Below are 16297 nucleotides of genomic sequence, written 5' to 3' on the forward strand. Positions count from 1 at the left end.
GATACATAAATGGATCGGGAATTAACAAGGCGGCTTCACCGTGACTATATTACGGTTTACCGTATTAGCGGACTTATCACGCATGGGATCTTACTGGCTTTCATTATCACTTATTTTTCATTTGCGTTATTTTGGGATTGGACGCTAATACCCGGCTGGACCGCACTAGCGATCGTCGCCGCCACGTTTGTATTGTTTACATGGATCATCCCGCAGTTGAAATATGCAAGATTTCAATATGAGCTGTTTGACGATGAGCTGGAAATCCAATCGGGACTTATCTTTTTGAGCAACGTGCTTGTACCGATGGTTCGTGTACAGCATGTTGAACTGGAAAGCGGACCGCTAATGCGCAAGTACGATCTGTCCAGCGTATCGGTCGTTACCGCTGCGACGACGCATCGGATTAGCGGCTTAAAGCAGCCGGAAGCGCAGCAGTTGAAGCGGCGAATCGGTATTTTAGCTAAGGTGGATGATCAGGATGAATGAGCGCCGAACGCTGCATCCGATCTATATTTTGTTCGGGCTGCTGAATACGATCCAGGGCTTTCTTCCTTTAATATTGATCGGATTGCTTAAAGGAACGGATTGGTTAGGGTTAAAGTGGTATTGGTATGCAGGTGCTGCGTTACTTGCGATAGCTGTACTAGCGTTCAGCTTCCAAGAGTGGAGGCGCTTCGGCTTTTGGCTTGAGGAGGATCGAATCATCATTCGTAAGGGCTGGCTGCGCCGGGACGAGAAGACAATCTACTATGGACGCATCCATTCCGTCAACGTGGAGCAGCCGATTATACAGCGGTTACTCCAAGTAGCGCAGGTGAAGATCGAGACTCCAGGCGGCAACAACAAGGCGGACGGTATTTTGCCTGCACTCTCGATTAAGGAAGCAAACGATATTCAGCATATGCTTAGAAGGCAAGCGAGGCCGAATAGTGAGCCCATTCATGCAGCAGAGTCTGGCGCCGCTGAACTGGATGATAAGGCGGCGAACCAGCCGTTGATTGTAAAGATGAATGCCAAGCCGCTCAAAGCAGCGGCTCCGGTTGAACAGGGCAGAAGTGCGCCGGCCTTCTCGCTGCATCCGGTACAGCTGCTTCAAGCGGCTGCGACTTCGATGAATTTCGGTCTCGTAGCGGCATTTACCGCCGGCTTGTATTCCTTTGCGGATGATTTTATCAATCAGCTGCTGCCGGATCATTTTTTCGAAACCGTTGTGGAAGATTCAGCAAGCTTGATGCCAAGCTATATATTTATCGTCTTTATTGTCATCTTTGGACTCGGGCTTGCTTGGCTGCTTTCCATTATATTGTATGTCTTGAAGTACAGCGGCTTCTCGGCAAAAAGGGAAGGCAGGCAAATATCGGTTTCCTACGGGATGCTGGAGAAGAAAAATTTTGTCTTTGATTCGAAGAAGGTGCAGGCAGTCATTGTCAAGGAAGGGCTGCTTCGTCAAGCGTTCGGCTACGCGGAAATTCAGCTCCAGGTCGTGTCGTCGGATAAGAAGGAGCAGCTTATGCTGCATCCTTTTCTAAAGCGCACAAGCGTCCAGCAGATGCTGAATGATTTTGTGCCGCAGTTGAAGCTTCCTTCAAATACTGATTTGACAGGAGCGCCGAAGCGGGCGCTGCTTTATTATGTTAGAATCGAGCTGCTGCTTACATTGCTGGCATGCTCCGCTTTAATCGTGTTTTTGCATGCGGAAGGCTTATGGTCGCTGCTGCTTCTGCCTCTTGTCCTGTGGTGGAGAAGCAGCTGCCATAGCGCGGCAGGCGTTAGGCTGCAGGATGGCCAGCTTACGCTGCGCAAACGTTATTTATCCAGGTCAACCTATTTGATTCGGCGGCCTCAAATCGTTACGATGCGGGTGAGCCGGTCGATTGGGCAGCAGCGGAAGAAGCTGCTCACGCTATCCGTGTATGCGCTGGGCAGCCCGCTCGATTACCGCGTGAAATTTCTCGGCCGCAAGGACGTCGAGCTTGTGTGGCAGTGGTTCAGCCGCAGTCAAAGTAAACAATAGAAGAGATATTTCATTTCAACAGCTGCAGAAGAGCTTAACGCTTCCGCAGTTTTTTTTTTGTAAAAACTTTTTAATCCTAGTGAACGAAATAAGATGGTTGACCGTCTTAGCTATAACCGGATGAAAAAGGGGGTTACGCGCTCGTGCTTGACGAGACGAAGCTGATTAAGCAAGCGGTACGCGGCGATTCGCGAGCGCTCTCTGAGCTGCTGCGGCACAACTATACTTTTCTTTATCAATATGTGCTGAAGGTGACGATGAACAAATCCCGTGCGGAGGATATTACGCAGGAGACGATGCTGAAGGCGATTGAAAAAATAGCGACGTTCAAAAACAAAGCTAAATTTTCGACGTGGCTCATTACGATTGCTTCAAGACTTGTCGTTGACCGCGTTCGCCGGAATGAGCTTGAAAAACATTGGCTGCAGGAGGAGCAGTCGCTGCATTCGATTCGCTACGATACCTTGCAGCGGGGAGATGAATGGCCGGAGGCGCTGCAAGCGTTAGGTCAGCTGAGCAGCGATATTCGAATCCCGGTGCTGCTCAAGTATTATTACGGCTATGCGCAGGAGGAGATCTCCTCGATGCTGGACATCCCGGTAGGTACAGTAAAATCAAGGCTGCATAACGGCTTGAAGCAGCTGCGGAAGGAGCTAACGGAACTTGAAGAAGCCTAAAGAGGATTATAACGATCAGCAATGGTTCGATGAACAGCTTGGAGAAGCTGTGACCCGTTTTGATGCCGCTCATGCGCCGCATGTTCCGGAGCTTCAGCAGTTCGAGGGATTCGTGCAGGCGCATAAGCATGAAACGAAGAAAAAGCTTTGGAAGGAGCTCATGCTGTTTTGGTTAACGGCATGCTTCATTTTCGGCTCGATGCTGTGGATTATAGATCGGAATTGGATATGGTTTGCTATCCTTCAAGCCGTTATTGCAGCGGGCGGAGTTGGATTCGTCAGCTTGACGTTTGGCCGAAGGAGGGTACGCTCATGGAGGAGCTAAAGGTGTTACCCGTCTGGTTTTGGGTGCTGCTCATCGCTATTCTGGTTACACAGTCGACTTGGCTGTTTATCGATGCCCGCAAAAGGGACAGCATGCCTTGGGTTTGGGGCCTATGGGGATTGATCCAATTTCCGATGCCGCTTCTCTTTTATTTCATATTCGTGCGAAGCGGCTGGTTCCGGCGGAGTGGCGGCAAGAGCAAGGAATAAACCATTTACACTCTGGTTAAAAAAAGGGGATTGTTTTGATGAACGAGCAAATCGAGCTGTCGCAAATCTTGCCTATCGTTGCGCCCGTAATCGTCATTCAGTTGATATTGATGGTGATCGCACTGGTACTGTGCGCAAAGGCGGAGAACACGCGAGGACCAAAGTGGATGTGGGTGCTCATTATTTTATTTGCGAATATTATTGGGCCTATTACCTTCTTTATTGCCGGAAGGAGGAGCGAGTGATGACGGAGCTGCTTCAGGTGAAGGGCTTAACGAAAACATTCGGTTCGGTTCAGGCGGTAGCGGGCATCGACTTTTCGATAACCGAAGGCCACTGTGTTGCGCTGCTGGGACCTAACGGAGCAGGAAAGACGACGACGATTCGGATGATTACGGGGCTGCTGAAACAGACTGCGGGTCAAATGGATTTTTTGGACTCTGCCCAAGCAGGCAATCATCGGGCGTTGATCGGCTACTTGCCCCAGTCCCCTTCGTTCTATCCTTGGATGACGGGAAACGAATATGTCGTTTACGCGGGAAGATTATGCGGGCTAAGCGCCGCCGCTGCTAAAATACGCGCAAAGGAGCTGTTGGAGCGGGTAGGCATTTCCAGCGCTTCCCAGAGACGAATAAGCTCCTATTCAGGCGGGATGAAGCAGCGGCTTGGTCTAGCTCAAGCGCTTGTGCATCACCCAAGGCTGCTTGTCATGGATGAGCCGGTGTCTGCGCTTGATCCGCTTGGACGCAGAGAGGTGCTTGGGCTGCTGCGCGAGCTGAAGCAGGAGGCGACGGTGCTGTTCTCGACTCATGTTCTGCATGATGCGGAAGAGCTGTGCGATGACGTTATTATTATTCTAAATGGGAAAATCGCACTGCAAGGGGCGATTGAGGCCATTAGGAGCGAGCATCGCAAGCCGATCATCGAGCTTCAGCTTGAAAGGGACGATCATTCCGAACGCTGGCTAACCGCTTATATGGAGCGAATCCTTCCTTCCATGAATGCTGGAAAAAGCGATGGCTTATTTCATGATGTCCAGCTGCAGAATGGGGTTGCCCGGTTTACCGTAAATGAAGTGGACGCAGCAAGAAGGAAACTGCTGGAGGAGCTGACAAGGTCGCAAGTAAAGGTGAGCAGACTGGAAATCGGCCATACGTCATTAGAGGATTTATTTATGAAGGTGGTGACCGCATGAGCATCAAAGCTTTGGGACGATCACATCTCATAGCAGATAAAGGGGCTGCTTCATCAAGCTTTACCCGGTTCATCGTTATGGTTCAAAAGGAGCTTCTTGAGCTTGTTCGCAGCCATAAGCTGTTTTGGGTACCGCTTGTCTACTTATTGCTGGGCATTATGCAGCCGGTTTCCTCTTATTTCATGCCGGTTTTCCTTGAGCAGGCAGGCAGCTTGCCGGAAGGTACGGTTATTGACATTCCAAAGCCGCTGGGCTCCGAGGTGCTGGCGCAAACGCTGCAGCAATTCGGCACGCTTGGCGTTCTTGTTCTTGTGCTCGTATGTATGGGCACGGTATCGGGCGAGCGCAATAACGGTACGGCATCGCTCATCCTCGTGAAGCCGATTTCAGTGCTAGCCTTTATCGGTTCCAAATGGACCGCTATGCTGCTGCTCACTTGGGGCTCGCTCACCGCCGGCTATTTCGCTTCCTGGTATTATACGGGTCTGTTATTCGGAGAAGTACCGCTCGCGAAGGTAATTAGCAGCCTTCTCGTTATGGGCTTATGGCTGTCCTTTGTGATATCGGTAACGATACTTTTCAGCGCGCTGCTCCGAAGCCCTGCCGCGGCTGCCTTTTCGACGCTTAGCGGTGCCGTCGCGCTGTCCTTGCTGGCAGGCCTTTTCCCTAAGCTTCTTGGGTGGAGCCCTGGTGCGCTTAGCGGTTTTGCTTATCAATCTGCTGCCGCGGGGATCGTAAATGGCGGCCGATTCGGATGGTCGGTAACATCGGCATTTGTATGCATTGCAGCGGCTATAACGATATCCGCAGGGGTGCTTCGCAGAAGTTCGGCTGTCGATTAAAAAAATGTACTCTATTAACTCTCTCTTCGATTGGACACCGCTATTATTTTTTAGTAGGATAGAAGTGAAAGAATCAGCGGCGAAGAAACAGGAGTTGAGGACGATGCTACAACTAGGCACAAAGGTCGTCATAGTGGCTGACCAATATGAACAAAACCTTCCCATCGGGGATTATGGTTATATAATAGCGTACGACCGTAATGCGGATAATGTATTTGATTATGTGCTGAGAGTCCCTTCGGCCAACCGGAACTTTCTTATTCCCGATGAAGACGTGGAGCTTGAAGAAGTGCTTATTCATGATGAAGTTGACCGCATTGAGCGGGAGGCGCTTATCGATTTTGCGCTGGCTACGCACAACGAGGAATTGTTTAAACGCATTATGAACGGCGGGGATGAGCCTGAACCGGAGCCGGAAAATACGGGCAAGGAACCACTCAGTCCAGCGGACTTTATTCGTCAAGTTAATTTAAAGGCTTGGATTTAATCCACAGCCGCGTATAGCAGACTGTTCTGTATGTCACTTTGCTGACTTCGGGACAGTCTTTTTTTTGCGTGAAAGGCAACTTGCCGTTTACATTGATGTTCGCCCTACAAGTGAGATATAATAGGAAGAATGATTAAAGGAATAGGAAAGGAAGAATACCAGATGAGCATTACGCCCAAGGATGTAGAGCATGTCGCCAGACTGGCGCGGTTAGAGCTTTCCGATTCGGAGAAGGATCAGTTTACGGACCAGCTCAATGCTATTTTGAAATATGCGGAAAAGCTTAACGGCTTGGATACGGAAAATGTCGAGCCGACCAGCCATGTGCTGCCAATCACGAACGTCATGCGTGCGGATGAGAAACGCCCGTCGCTGCCAATCGAGAAGGTGCTGCTGAACGCGCCTGATGAAGAGGATGGACAATTTAAAGTACCAGCGGTGCTTGAATAATAAGAATGGGGTTTAATTGAAGGGAGGAACTACTGTTGGCACTGTTTGATTTGCGCCTGCAGGATGTACATAACAAGCTTAACAATAAGGAACTATCCGTTTCTGAGCTGGTTAGCGCATCATATGCGAGAATTGCGGAAACCGAGCCTGCTATCCAGGCTTTTATTACATTAAATGAAGAGAATGCACGCTTGCAGGCTTCCGAGCTGGACAAGCAATTGCAAGAAGGCGGCGAACGCGGTCTGCTGTTTGGACTGCCGGCGGGCATTAAGGATAACATTGTTACGGAAGGCTTGCTGACGACCTGTGCGAGCCAGTTCTTAAGCAATCACAATCCGATTTATGACGCATCCGCCGTTCGCAAGCTAAAGGCTGCACAATCGGTAACGATCGGCAAGCTGAATATGGATGAATTCGCAATGGGCGGTTCGAATGAAAACTCGAGCTACTTTCCAACACGCAATCCATGGAATACAGAGTACGTGCCTGGCGGCTCAAGCGGCGGCTCGGCGGCGTCTGTTGCTGCAGGGCAGGTATACTTCTCGCTAGGTTCCGACACGGGCGGCTCGATTCGTCAGCCCGCAGCGTACTGCGGCATCGTCGGCTTGAAGCCGACTTATGGCCTTGTTTCACGCTTTGGGCTCGTTGCTTTCGCATCGTCTCTGGACCAAATCGGCCCGCTAACCAAAAATGTGGAAGACTCCGCTTATGTGCTGCAAGCCATTGCCGGCTATGATGCAAGCGACTCTACCTCCGCCAATGTGGACATTCCGGACTATACCTCCGCTTTGACGGGGGATGTCAAGGGCTTGCGCATCGGCGTGCCGAAGGAATACCTTGGTGAGGGCATCGATCCGCGTGTGAAGGAAGCGGTGCTTAAGGCTTTAGCCGTGTACGAATCGCTTGGCGCGACATGGGAGGAAGTATCGCTTCCGCATACCGAATATGCGATCGCTACTTACTACCTGCTGGCTTCATCGGAAGCTTCTTCGAACCTGGCCCGATTTGATGGCGTACGCTATGGCGTTCGAGCGGACAATCCATCGAATCTGATCGATTTGTATAAGAAGTCACGCAGCGAAGGCTTTGGTCCTGAAGTAAAACGCCGCATTATGCTCGGTACTTATGCGCTTAGCTCCGGATACTACGATGCTTACTATTTGAAGGCACAGAAGGTGCGCACGCTTATTAAGCAGGATTTTGACCAAGTGTTTAATGAATATGATCTTATCATCGGACCAACGGCCCCGACACCGGCTTTCCGAATCGGGGAGCAGGTTGGCGATCCGTTGACGATGTATTTAAACGATATTTGTACGATACCGGTTAGCTTGGCGGGTGTTCCTGCCATAAGCGTTCCGTGCGGTTCTGCTGATGGCTTGCCGATCGGCCTGCAAATTATCGGGAAAGCGTTCGACGAATCGACGGTGCTGCGCGCCGCTCATGCGTTCGAGCAGCACACGGAGCATCATAAACAACGTCCGCAGCTATAAGCGGATCTATATACGTTTACGAAGGGATCGATACGAATGTCTGAACCGAACAAATACGAGACGGTTGTCGGGCTGGAAGTCCATGTGGAGCTGCATACGAATAGTAAAATCTTTTGCGGCTGCTCTACGGCTTTCGGCGCGCCGCCGAACACCCATACCTGTCCAGTATGTCTTGGACATCCCGGCGTTTTGCCGGTATTGAACCGCCAAGCGGTTGAATACGCAATGAAGGCGGCAATGGCACTCAACTGTCAAATTGCCGACATCAGCAAGTTTGACCGTAAAAACTACTTTTACCCGGATTCACCTAAGGCGTACCAAATTTCGCAATTCGACCAACCGGTCGGCGAGCACGGCTGGATCGAAATCGAGGTGAATGGCGAGTCGAAGCGAATCGGCATTACAAGGCTGCATCTTGAAGAGGATGCGGGCAAGCTGACTCACGTTGACGGCGGATATGCATCTCTTGTCGATTTTAACCGTGTCGGTACGCCGCTTATCGAGATCGTATCCGAGCCGGATATTCGCACTCCTGAGGAAGCGAAGGCTTATTTGGAGAAAATCAAAGCGATTATGCAGTATTGCGACGTTTCTGACGTGAAGATGGAAGAAGGAAGCTTGCGCTGTGATGCGAACATCAGCTTGCGTCCTTACGGACAGAAGGAATTCGGTACGCGTGCCGAGCTCAAAAACATGAACTCCTTCCGCGGCGTTCAGCGCGGCCTTGAGTATGAGCAATTCCGCCAAGCTGAAATTCTTGACAGCGGCGGCGAAGTGGTTCAAGAGACACGTCGTTTCGACGATGCGCTTGGCAAATCCTTCTCTATGCGCGGCAAGGAAGAAGCTCATGATTACCGCTACTTCCCGGACCCGGATCTCGTTTCGCTTCATATTAGCGAAGAATGGAAGCAAAGCATCCGAGCTACGATTCCAGAATTGCCGGATGCCCGCAAAGCAAGATATACATCTGAATACAGCCTGCCTTCTTATGATGCTGAGGTTATCACTTCATCCAAGGAGCTTGCGGACTTTTTCGAGGAAAGCCTTTCCTATACGAAGGATGCCAAAGCCGTTTCGAACTGGATCATGGGCGATCTCCTTGGTTATTTGAATGCGAACGGCCAAGAAATTTCCGATGTGAAAATAACCGGACAAGGGCTTGGCGAAATGATCGGCCTGCTTGAGAAAGGGACGATCAACGGAAAAATTGCCAAGACCGTATTCAAAGCGATGCTGGAAACAGGTAAGCTGCCGCAGCAAATCGTTGAGGAGCAGGGCCTCGTTCAAATTAGCGACGAAGGCGCGATTCAATCGATTGTAAATGAGATCGTAGAAGCGAATCCGCAATCGGTCGAGGATTATAGAGCGGGCAAAGAAAAAGCGATCGGCTTCCTGGTTGGACAAGTCATGAAAGCATCCAAAGGAAAAGCAAATCCTGCACTTGCGAATAAGCTGCTTGTTGAGCGGCTAAAATAAATACAGCTGCATGTTAAGACGCGGCTCATCGCCATGATGAGCCGCGTCTTTCTTTTTGACTAATGCTATGGACATGTGACCTGTATGCTCCAATTGCCGCATATATTTATGTTACAATAGCGTGTAGAGAAAGGTCGGGATCGCGTATGGTGTTGAATACAGTTCATAATCCTTGGTATATCAGTGAAATGCACATTTTACTGAGGCTTCTCCTCGCCCTGCTGCTAGGCGGTCTCGTAGGGTTCGAGCGTGAGCAGTCGAATCATGCGGCAGGACTAAGAACAAATATTTTGGTCTGCTTAGGCTCTTGCTTGCTAATGCTCCTCTCCATGTACGGCTTTTCTGCTTTTGTTGATGAGCCGAACGTAAGGGTAGACCCTGCTCGTCTAGCCGCGGCGGTCATTACCGGCATTGGCTTTCTCGGCGCCGGCACGATTTTATTTACAGGAAAATCGATAACAGGCTTAACGACAGCAGCGTCGCTCTGGGTAGTGTCCGCTATTGGATTGGCTGTCGGAGCGGGCTTCTATTTCGCCTCGGCAACAGCGACAATTATGGTACTGGTTACGCTATGGGCTTTCAATAAGCTGGAGAAAAGGTATATAAGCACAAAGAGAGCGCATCTGCTCAAAATAAAAGCCGATGATCTCTCTCAAGCTTTGCTTGATATAAATGGATTGCTGACGGAGCATAAAATCGTCATTCGGAAAATACTGCTGGAGGAGTGCGAGGGCGAGGGCGAGGGAGAAGGAGACCAAATTATGCTGCAGGTCTATATTACCTTGCCGAAATCGGAAGCGCTTCTTATGCTGCTTGACAAAATAAAGCATTTGGAGGGTGTACGTTGGGTCAGCTCAGAATAAAACGAACGAAAAACAGGCTGCTCACCGTATTATTTGCGTTTGCTTTGCCAGGAGCAGGTCATATGTATACAGGACAGCATCCGAAGGGCTTGCTGCTAATTGCCGCCTTCTTGCTGGATTTAACGGCTATTGTTCGGCTGGCCGATTCGGATGGAGGCAGCCATTTGCTGCTTATCGTTTATTTAGGGATCATGCTGCCAGTCTTTTACTTTATTAGTGTGTTTGATTCCTTGCAGAGCGCGGAAGCGGAAGATCATAGCCCAGTTGCATTAAGTCGCATGCATGGTATTTTACTTTTAACGGCGGGAAGCTTTATGCTTATTTTAGTAAAGCCTCCCGAAGCGATTTTGCCTTGGATGAATGAGCTTGAGGAGCTGTGTGTGGGCCCAGTTTTAATAATTGCTTCAATTACGTTGCTGTTACGTTCACGGAAAGGGTCGGTATCTATGTTTAAGCTAGGACGTTTTACGGCAGCTGCGCTTGTCCTAACCGTGGGGGCATTGCTTCTGTGGGACCAAATTCAAGGAAAGAATGATATTTCACTACTTGGACAATGGTGGCCGGTCATATTTATATTATTAGGCCTTGAAATTATATTGTTTAGCGTAAAGTTTAAGGGAATGGAAAAGAAGCTGAGACTTGACGTCGGAGGCGGAATGATTGCGTTAGCGATTACGCTGACTGCATATGTCGTAACACAATACGCCGATATTCCTTTTCGCTGGTTGGATCAATTTAACGTTGATCTTAACGGGCCTGCAGAATATGGCGAAGAGAAGGGCTTCCGCTACGACAAGGCAATCATTAAAGTTCCGCTGGATGAAGAGGCTTCGCTTATTCGCATCGTAAATCCGAATGGACAAGTAACCGTTCGTTCGGGCGATGTGCAGGAGATCGAGCTTTTGACAGCGGTATGGGTTGATTTAGCCGATAAATCGGAAGCCGATGCCGTAGCTGAGAAATCCACGGTTAAAATTAATCCAGGGTCAGAGATGACGCTTGAGGCTAAAGGGCAATCATATGGAGCTAACGGGAGCAGGAAGCCGAGAATGAATATGATCGTTACGGTGCCAATGTCGCTGTCTGATCAGCTGGAAGTGGAAGAGGCGCCAGCATCATCCCCCTTGTCCTTGGAAAGCGCTGCCGAATTGGAAAAATCAAACACAACTGGAACTCCGGTCGATTCGAGCATGCAGATGGCGACGGAAGCGCCTGGCGAACCGGATACAAGCCCAAACGATATGTCAGAGCAAACGCCAGAAACCGAGGAAGAACCGAAATCGGCTTTGAAGCTGAAAGTGGAATCAGGAAATGGTTCTGTTGAGATCAAGTCCCTAACGCTGCCGGGAGGCCTCGATATTCGAAGCAATAGCGGATTAATTGCCGTAAGCAACATTAATGGCCCGGTTTCCGTCAAAGGTAACAATGGCGGTATAAATGTGAATGGCATAACTGGAGACAGCAGTCTTGAAACGAAGAACGGTACGATTACGGCTGCGTCGATTCAAGGGAAGCTTTTTGCCAATACGCTCAATGGAAGCTTGGAAATCAAGAAGATTGAAGGCGACATTGAAGCCGAAACGAAAAACGGAAAAATCAAAATGGACGGTGCAGGCGCTTCTGTAAAAGCGGATACCCTTAACGGCAGTATTGAGCTAAGCAGCGCCGAGGTTGGCGGTGATTGGGATTTGGACAGCTCCGTCGGAGAGATTAAGCTTGCCATGCCAAAGGATGGACATTTCACGGTCTACGGATCGGTAACTTTCGGTAATATTACGACCGAGCTGCCTCTTGAGGTAAGTAAAAAAACGATAAGAGGCACATTGGGCGAAGGCACTTACCGGATCCAAATTAACGCCACCAACAGCATTGCGATCAGACAATTTGGGCTATCCTAAAAAGGCGCTTTCATTGACAAACTCGCAAATGAGAACGTACAATAGTCGTAACTACTTAGGAAGGGCGTGAGGGGAATGGGAGCCAGCGTTAACTTAGCATTGGAGCAACTGAAGATGAATGGCGTCCGAATGACCCCGCAACGTCACGCCATATTAAGCTACTTGATGGACTCGATGTCTCATCCGACTGCAGATGAAATTTATAAAGCGCTCTCTCCCGTATATCCGAGCATGAGCGTAGCTACCATATATAACAATCTGCGTTTATTTGTAGAAGCTGGATTAGTGCGTGAGCTGACTTATGGTGATGATTCAAGCCGGTTTGATTCGGATTTATCTGATCATTATCATGCCATTTGCAAAAATTGCGGTTCAATCGTCGACTTTGATTATCCGCCTCTGCTTGAGGTTGAGCGTGTTGCATCTCGCGTGACAGGGTTTGTGGTTGAAGGTCACCGGATGGAAATATACGGTATTTGCTCCACTTGCAATACCAAATCAGCGAAATAATTGGCGTCAAGCCTATAGGAACGTGCCGGGAAGCGATGAACGCTAATCTGCACGTTTTTATTATTGCCATTTTATGGTCATAAGATACCGAACAGGAGAGTGATGACTTGGAAACGATGTACAACCGGGCGCCACGCCGAAGAGACAGCCGAGGTGCTCGGAGCTTGTTTTTTTTCTTTATTGTGGGGGTAGTAACAGCTTTTTGCTGGTACGGGTATATGCGTTTTATTCCGAATAGTGAAATGGTAGAACCCGGTTATCATTTCGAATACCCGGTCATCATTCAAGGTATAGAGACAGGGCAAGGGGCCCTCATTGAGAATAAAGAAGTAAAGCTGCCTCTTTCCGCGGTGCAGCAAGTGCTTGGCGAGGACAAGCCTATCCGGTATGAGCCGGATTCTGGCTCAATTATTTTAACTACAGCGGGCAAGTTGCTTCATCTGAAGACGGACTCATTAACGGCAACGATTAATCAAAAGCCTTATCAATTAACGATTGCCGCAGAAACATCTAACGGGACCGTCTATATTCCGGCAGAGCCATTGCAGGAGCTATACGGCTTACATGTGGAATTTGTAGAGAAGACGGGTGTCGTAACGCTGCTATCAGCGGGAGATGCGGTCCAACTGGCCGAGGCAGCACCTAAGAAGGGCGCAGCCATTCGAAACGAGCCGACCATTCGAGCGCCCTATGTAGAGAAGGTGCCTCAAGCGGCAACGGTTAGAATTTGGAAGGAGCAGGATGGATGGCTGCTTGTTCAAAGCAGCAGCGGGCTGACTGGCTTCATTAACAAAAAAGACGTGAAGCTGACGACGATTGATCAAATGTCCGAGCCAGCGCTTGAGCCTGCTTTCATTCCTTGGAAGGTGCTTGGCAGCAAAATTAATATGACATGGGAAGCTGTTTACGATCGGAAAATCGATACCTCCAAGATCGGCCCCATGCAGGGTGTGAATGTAGTTAGCCCAACATGGTTTGCATTGGCAGATGATAAAGGGACGATTAAAGGCAAGGCTGATTCTGCATACGTGAAATGGGCGCATCAGCAAGGCATGCAAATTTGGGCGCTGTTCAGCAATGATTTTGAGCCGGACCGCACGACAAAAGCATTAGCAACCGTGGAGACAAGATTTTTTATGATACAGCAGCTAATTGCTTTTGCCGAAGTTTATGATTTGCAGGGGATTAATATCGATTTTGAAAATGTGCATACCTCCGATAAGGCCAACTTTGTGCAGTTTGTTCGTGAACTGACGCCGCTTCTTCATGAGCAAGGCTTGGTTGTGTCGATTGATGTAACCCCGAAATCGAATAGTGAAATGTGGTCACTGTTTCTTGATCGAGCAGCGTTAGGCAGGATAGCCGATTATTTGATGGTAATGGCCTATGACGAGCATTGGGCGTCGAGCCCGAAGTCGGGCTCAGTCGCTTCCTTGCCTTGGACGGAGAACTCGCTCGTTCGTATTATGAAGGAGGATGGTGTTCCTCCAAGCAAGCTTATTCTTAGCATGCCGCTCTATACTCGAATATGGACGGAGAAGAAGGGCGTAGACGGCAAAATAGCAGTCTCTTCGAAAGCGGCCGGTATGGAGCAAGTTAAGGAATTGATTAGCGTGAAAAAGCTAAAGCCGGTTCTTGACAAAGCGGCTGGTCAACATTACGTGGAATATAAGGAAGGCGGCGCAATGAACCGTATTTGGATAGAGGATGATGTATCCATGAAGGCTCGAGTCGCGCTTATTCGCAAGTATGATTTAGCAGGTGCTGCGACGTGGCAGCGATCTTTCCAAACGGCATCCATTTGGGAAACGATCGACAAAGCCATTAAGACTAGGCCATAATTTATTTATAATAGCGATTTAGCTTATTTCAAACAGAAACGCCTCCTTTGCAAAGGAGGCGTTTCTGTTTGAAATATAAGAATTTATTAGTAATGCTTCTAGAAGCGGGCTTATATTTCATTGCGTAATAGGCTTTAGCCGTCAAGGGACGGCTAAAGCCGTTACGCTTCGTTTGTTAAACTTGCTGTTCAGACGGACTATGCGTCGCTTGGGCAGGATCCAGCGTAAGCATCGTTTTGCAGTACATGCAGCGATCGGTTTTTCCAAGCATTTTGGTTTGACGTCCGCATTCAGGACAAGGCAGCATCGTGGCGCTCGTCGACATCATGCCGGCCCAGAAATAGACGGCTACACTGATGAGCAAGGAGATCATGCCGATTACCATGAAGATTGCAGCGATAATCTTGCCGGCTTGTCCCCAGAATACGATGCCCGCTGTACCGAGTATCATTACACCCATACCGACCAAGGTGAAAACGAGCCCCCAGAGACGGAATTCATTAATTTTGGCGGACTTAAAAAAGAAGTTTTTCATGCATTCAAACCCTTCCTATGACTAATGACTTATGAATTTGAGACTGTTTTCTAAGTTAGTAAGCAGGAAAGTGCCTCTAGCCTGTCGAAAAAGAATAAAACTGTAGATTTTTATTATAGCGTAATAAAATGTGATTAGCTATATGGAGGAACCCGTGGAACATATAAAAGCACACTTCGCAGACAGCTATCGAGACGAACCAGATGTAGTCGGTTTGGCTGTTATTGAAAACCTATATCCATATAATCCGTTAATTGATGGATTAGATTCATTAGTACTCGTCATAGCGGAGGGTGAGAAGGCCCGCAATGAGATGGAGCATGTCCAACTCTCAGGACAGCGGGTAATGATTCGTACAATTGATTCTATAAGCTTGAATGAATGGTTGGCCGGTGGAGAAAATCGTAATATTATTGAGTGGCTAGTTCGGGGGGAGATCTTGGTGGATCGCGACGGCTATTTAAGTAGTGTACGTGAACGACTGCTCCAGTTTCCCGAAACAATGCGGGAGCAGAAGCAGTTTACGGAGTTTGCCGGTTTTTTAAGAACTTATTTGCAAGCGAAGCAGGATCTATTGGATGGCAATTTGTTGGATGCATACAGTCATGTGCTAACGGCGCTGCATCATTGGGCTCATATTGTTCTTATAGAAGAAGGACGTCATCCGGAGCTCACGGTGTGGAAGCAGCTGAAGCGGGTTCACCCGGGAATATACAAGCTTTATGAGGAGCTTACCGTAAGTCCGGAAACACTGGAGCAAAGAGTGCAATTAGTTATGCTCGGCTGCGAGTTCTCTGTAATGAGCAAAATGAAAACAAGCTGCGCTTTATTATTTAAAATACTCGGAAGCCGCGAGGAGCCATGGAGTATAGCTGAGCTGCAGTCGCATTCCTCCATAAATGTATTACATGTCGATTTGTCTCTTGTTTTGCAAAAGCTGGTGAAGCGGGAGTACATTCGCGAGGTTGCTGTTATGCATGAATTGGGAGATATAGGCGCTCTTGAATTGCGCTACATGATGAATAATACATTAAGCTAATAACAATAGTATATATAAGAACAAAGCGCTTGGTTGCCTGTATTTATAATGGCAAAGAAGCGTTTTTTTATTGAATAAAAATTACCGAAAATCATGCTTGACTTCAACGAACGCCAGATGATATATTAATACTCGCCGCTTTTACAGCAAGCACATTCGCGAAAACGACAATTTAAAAAAAATGTCGAACAACGAAAAAAGTACTTGCAAAGAGATGGGCGAATGTGATATATTATAAAAGTCGCCGATACGAAATACGCGGTCGACACGAAAGAAAAGATTGCTCTTTGAAAACTGAACAACGAGTAATAACTGCCTCGCAAATCCTTCGGGATGAGCGAAAAAAGCGATAACAAGTAATGAGCAAGTCAAACACCAATTTGGAGAGTTTGATCCTGGCTCAGGACGAACGCTGGCGGCGTGCCTAATACATGCAAGTC

18 protein-coding genes and 1 rRNA gene are annotated in these 16297 nt (G+C 48.6%); 18 read left to right on the top strand and 1 reads right to left on the bottom strand.

Going from position 1 to position 16297, the window contains the following annotated elements:
* Positions 1–9 precede the first annotated feature (9 nt).
* From ASG81_RS24515 to ASG81_RS24590, 16 genes are all read left to right on the top strand, one after another.
* Positions 10–489 carry a PH domain-containing protein gene (locus tag ASG81_RS24515; RefSeq protein ID WP_056640593.1) on the top strand — a complete coding sequence of 160 codons (480 nt, stop codon included), beginning with the start codon at positions 10–12 and terminating at the stop codon, positions 487–489.
* On the top strand, positions 482–2017 hold the full coding sequence (locus ASG81_RS24520) for a PH domain-containing protein (RefSeq protein WP_056640598.1): 1536 nt from the start codon (positions 482–484) through the stop codon (positions 2015–2017). Before ASG81_RS24515 ends, ASG81_RS24520 begins: the two co-directional genes overlap by 8 nt.
* 143 nt (positions 2018–2160) lie before the next feature.
* A complete protein-coding gene (gene sigY, locus ASG81_RS24525) occupies positions 2161–2694 on the top strand; it encodes an RNA polymerase sigma factor SigY (RefSeq protein WP_056640600.1) in 534 nt (177 codons plus the stop codon).
* Positions 2681–3019, top strand: coding sequence for a YxlC family protein (locus ASG81_RS24530; protein WP_056640601.1), 339 nt, complete (start codon positions 2681–2683; stop codon positions 3017–3019). Before sigY ends, ASG81_RS24530 begins: the two co-directional genes overlap by 14 nt.
* Positions 3007–3228 (top strand): hypothetical protein, encoded by a 222-nt coding sequence (locus ASG81_RS24535; protein ID WP_056640603.1) that lies wholly within the window; start codon positions 3007–3009, stop codon positions 3226–3228. The genes ASG81_RS24530 and ASG81_RS24535 overlap by 13 nt, the downstream gene beginning before the upstream one ends.
* 38 nt (positions 3229–3266) lie before the next feature.
* Positions 3267–3473, top strand: a complete 207-nt coding sequence (locus ASG81_RS24540; protein ID WP_081417564.1) for a PLD nuclease N-terminal domain-containing protein — start codon at positions 3267–3269, stop codon at positions 3471–3473.
* Positions 3473–4423, top strand: coding sequence for an ABC transporter ATP-binding protein (locus tag ASG81_RS24545; protein ID WP_056640605.1), 951 nt, complete (start codon positions 3473–3475; stop codon positions 4421–4423). The genes ASG81_RS24540 and ASG81_RS24545 overlap by 1 nt, the downstream gene beginning before the upstream one ends.
* On the top strand, positions 4420–5265 hold the full coding sequence (locus ASG81_RS24550; RefSeq protein WP_056640606.1) for an ABC transporter permease: 846 nt from the start codon (positions 4420–4422) through the stop codon (positions 5263–5265). The genes ASG81_RS24545 and ASG81_RS24550 overlap by 4 nt, the downstream gene beginning before the upstream one ends.
* Before the next feature lie 103 nt (positions 5266–5368).
* Positions 5369–5752 carry a hypothetical protein gene (locus tag ASG81_RS24555; RefSeq protein ID WP_056640607.1) on the top strand — a complete coding sequence of 128 codons (384 nt, stop codon included), beginning with the start codon at positions 5369–5371 and terminating at the stop codon, positions 5750–5752.
* A gap of 162 nt (positions 5753–5914) precedes the next feature.
* Positions 5915–6202: an Asp-tRNA(Asn)/Glu-tRNA(Gln) amidotransferase subunit GatC gene (gene gatC / locus ASG81_RS24560; RefSeq protein WP_056640611.1), complete on the top strand. Its 288-nt coding sequence runs from the start codon at positions 5915–5917 to the stop codon at positions 6200–6202.
* Positions 6203–6237: 35 nt separating this feature from the next.
* A complete protein-coding gene (gatA, locus tag ASG81_RS24565; protein ID WP_056640614.1) occupies positions 6238–7695 on the top strand; it encodes an Asp-tRNA(Asn)/Glu-tRNA(Gln) amidotransferase subunit GatA in 1458 nt (485 codons plus the stop codon).
* A gap of 36 nt (positions 7696–7731) precedes the next feature.
* Positions 7732–9171: an Asp-tRNA(Asn)/Glu-tRNA(Gln) amidotransferase subunit GatB gene (gene gatB, locus ASG81_RS24570; protein WP_056640617.1), complete on the top strand. Its 1440-nt coding sequence runs from the start codon at positions 7732–7734 to the stop codon at positions 9169–9171.
* Positions 9172–9317: 146 nt separating this feature from the next.
* Positions 9318–10034 carry an MgtC/SapB family protein gene (locus ASG81_RS24575; RefSeq protein WP_056640620.1) on the top strand — a complete coding sequence of 239 codons (717 nt, stop codon included), beginning with the start codon at positions 9318–9320 and terminating at the stop codon, positions 10032–10034.
* Positions 10016–11932 carry a DUF4097 family beta strand repeat-containing protein gene (locus ASG81_RS24580; RefSeq protein WP_056640624.1) on the top strand — a complete coding sequence of 639 codons (1917 nt, stop codon included), beginning with the start codon at positions 10016–10018 and terminating at the stop codon, positions 11930–11932. The genes ASG81_RS24575 and ASG81_RS24580 overlap by 19 nt, the downstream gene beginning before the upstream one ends.
* Positions 11933–12007: 75 nt before the next feature.
* Positions 12008–12442: a peroxide-responsive transcriptional repressor PerR gene (gene perR, locus ASG81_RS24585; RefSeq protein ID WP_056640627.1), complete on the top strand. Its 435-nt coding sequence runs from the start codon at positions 12008–12010 to the stop codon at positions 12440–12442.
* Between the two features lie 116 nt (positions 12443–12558).
* Positions 12559–14283, top strand: a complete 1725-nt coding sequence (locus tag ASG81_RS24590; protein WP_235549014.1) for a glycosyl hydrolase family 18 protein — start codon at positions 12559–12561, stop codon at positions 14281–14283.
* A 175-nt stretch (positions 14284–14458) separates the two neighbouring features.
* On the opposite strand, the gene ASG81_RS24595 is transcribed toward ASG81_RS24590, so the two are convergent.
* Positions 14459–14818 carry a YgzB family protein gene (locus tag ASG81_RS24595; RefSeq protein ID WP_056640638.1) on the bottom strand — a complete coding sequence of 120 codons (360 nt, stop codon included), beginning with the start codon at positions 14816–14818 and terminating at the stop codon, positions 14459–14461.
* A 154-nt stretch (positions 14819–14972) separates the two neighbouring features.
* Here ASG81_RS24595 and ASG81_RS24600 point away from each other — a divergent pair, with 154 nt between their 5' ends.
* A complete protein-coding gene (locus ASG81_RS24600) occupies positions 14973–15857 on the top strand; it encodes a nucleotidyltransferase-like protein (RefSeq protein ID WP_056640641.1) in 885 nt (294 codons plus the stop codon).
* A gap of 377 nt (positions 15858–16234) precedes the next feature.
* Positions 16235–16297 (top strand): 16S ribosomal RNA (locus tag ASG81_RS24605); the annotation flags it as partial.

Origin of the sequence: Paenibacillus sp. Soil522 (assembly GCF_001428245.1) — a bacterium.
GTDB lineage: Bacteria > Bacillota > Bacilli > Paenibacillales > Paenibacillaceae > Pristimantibacillus.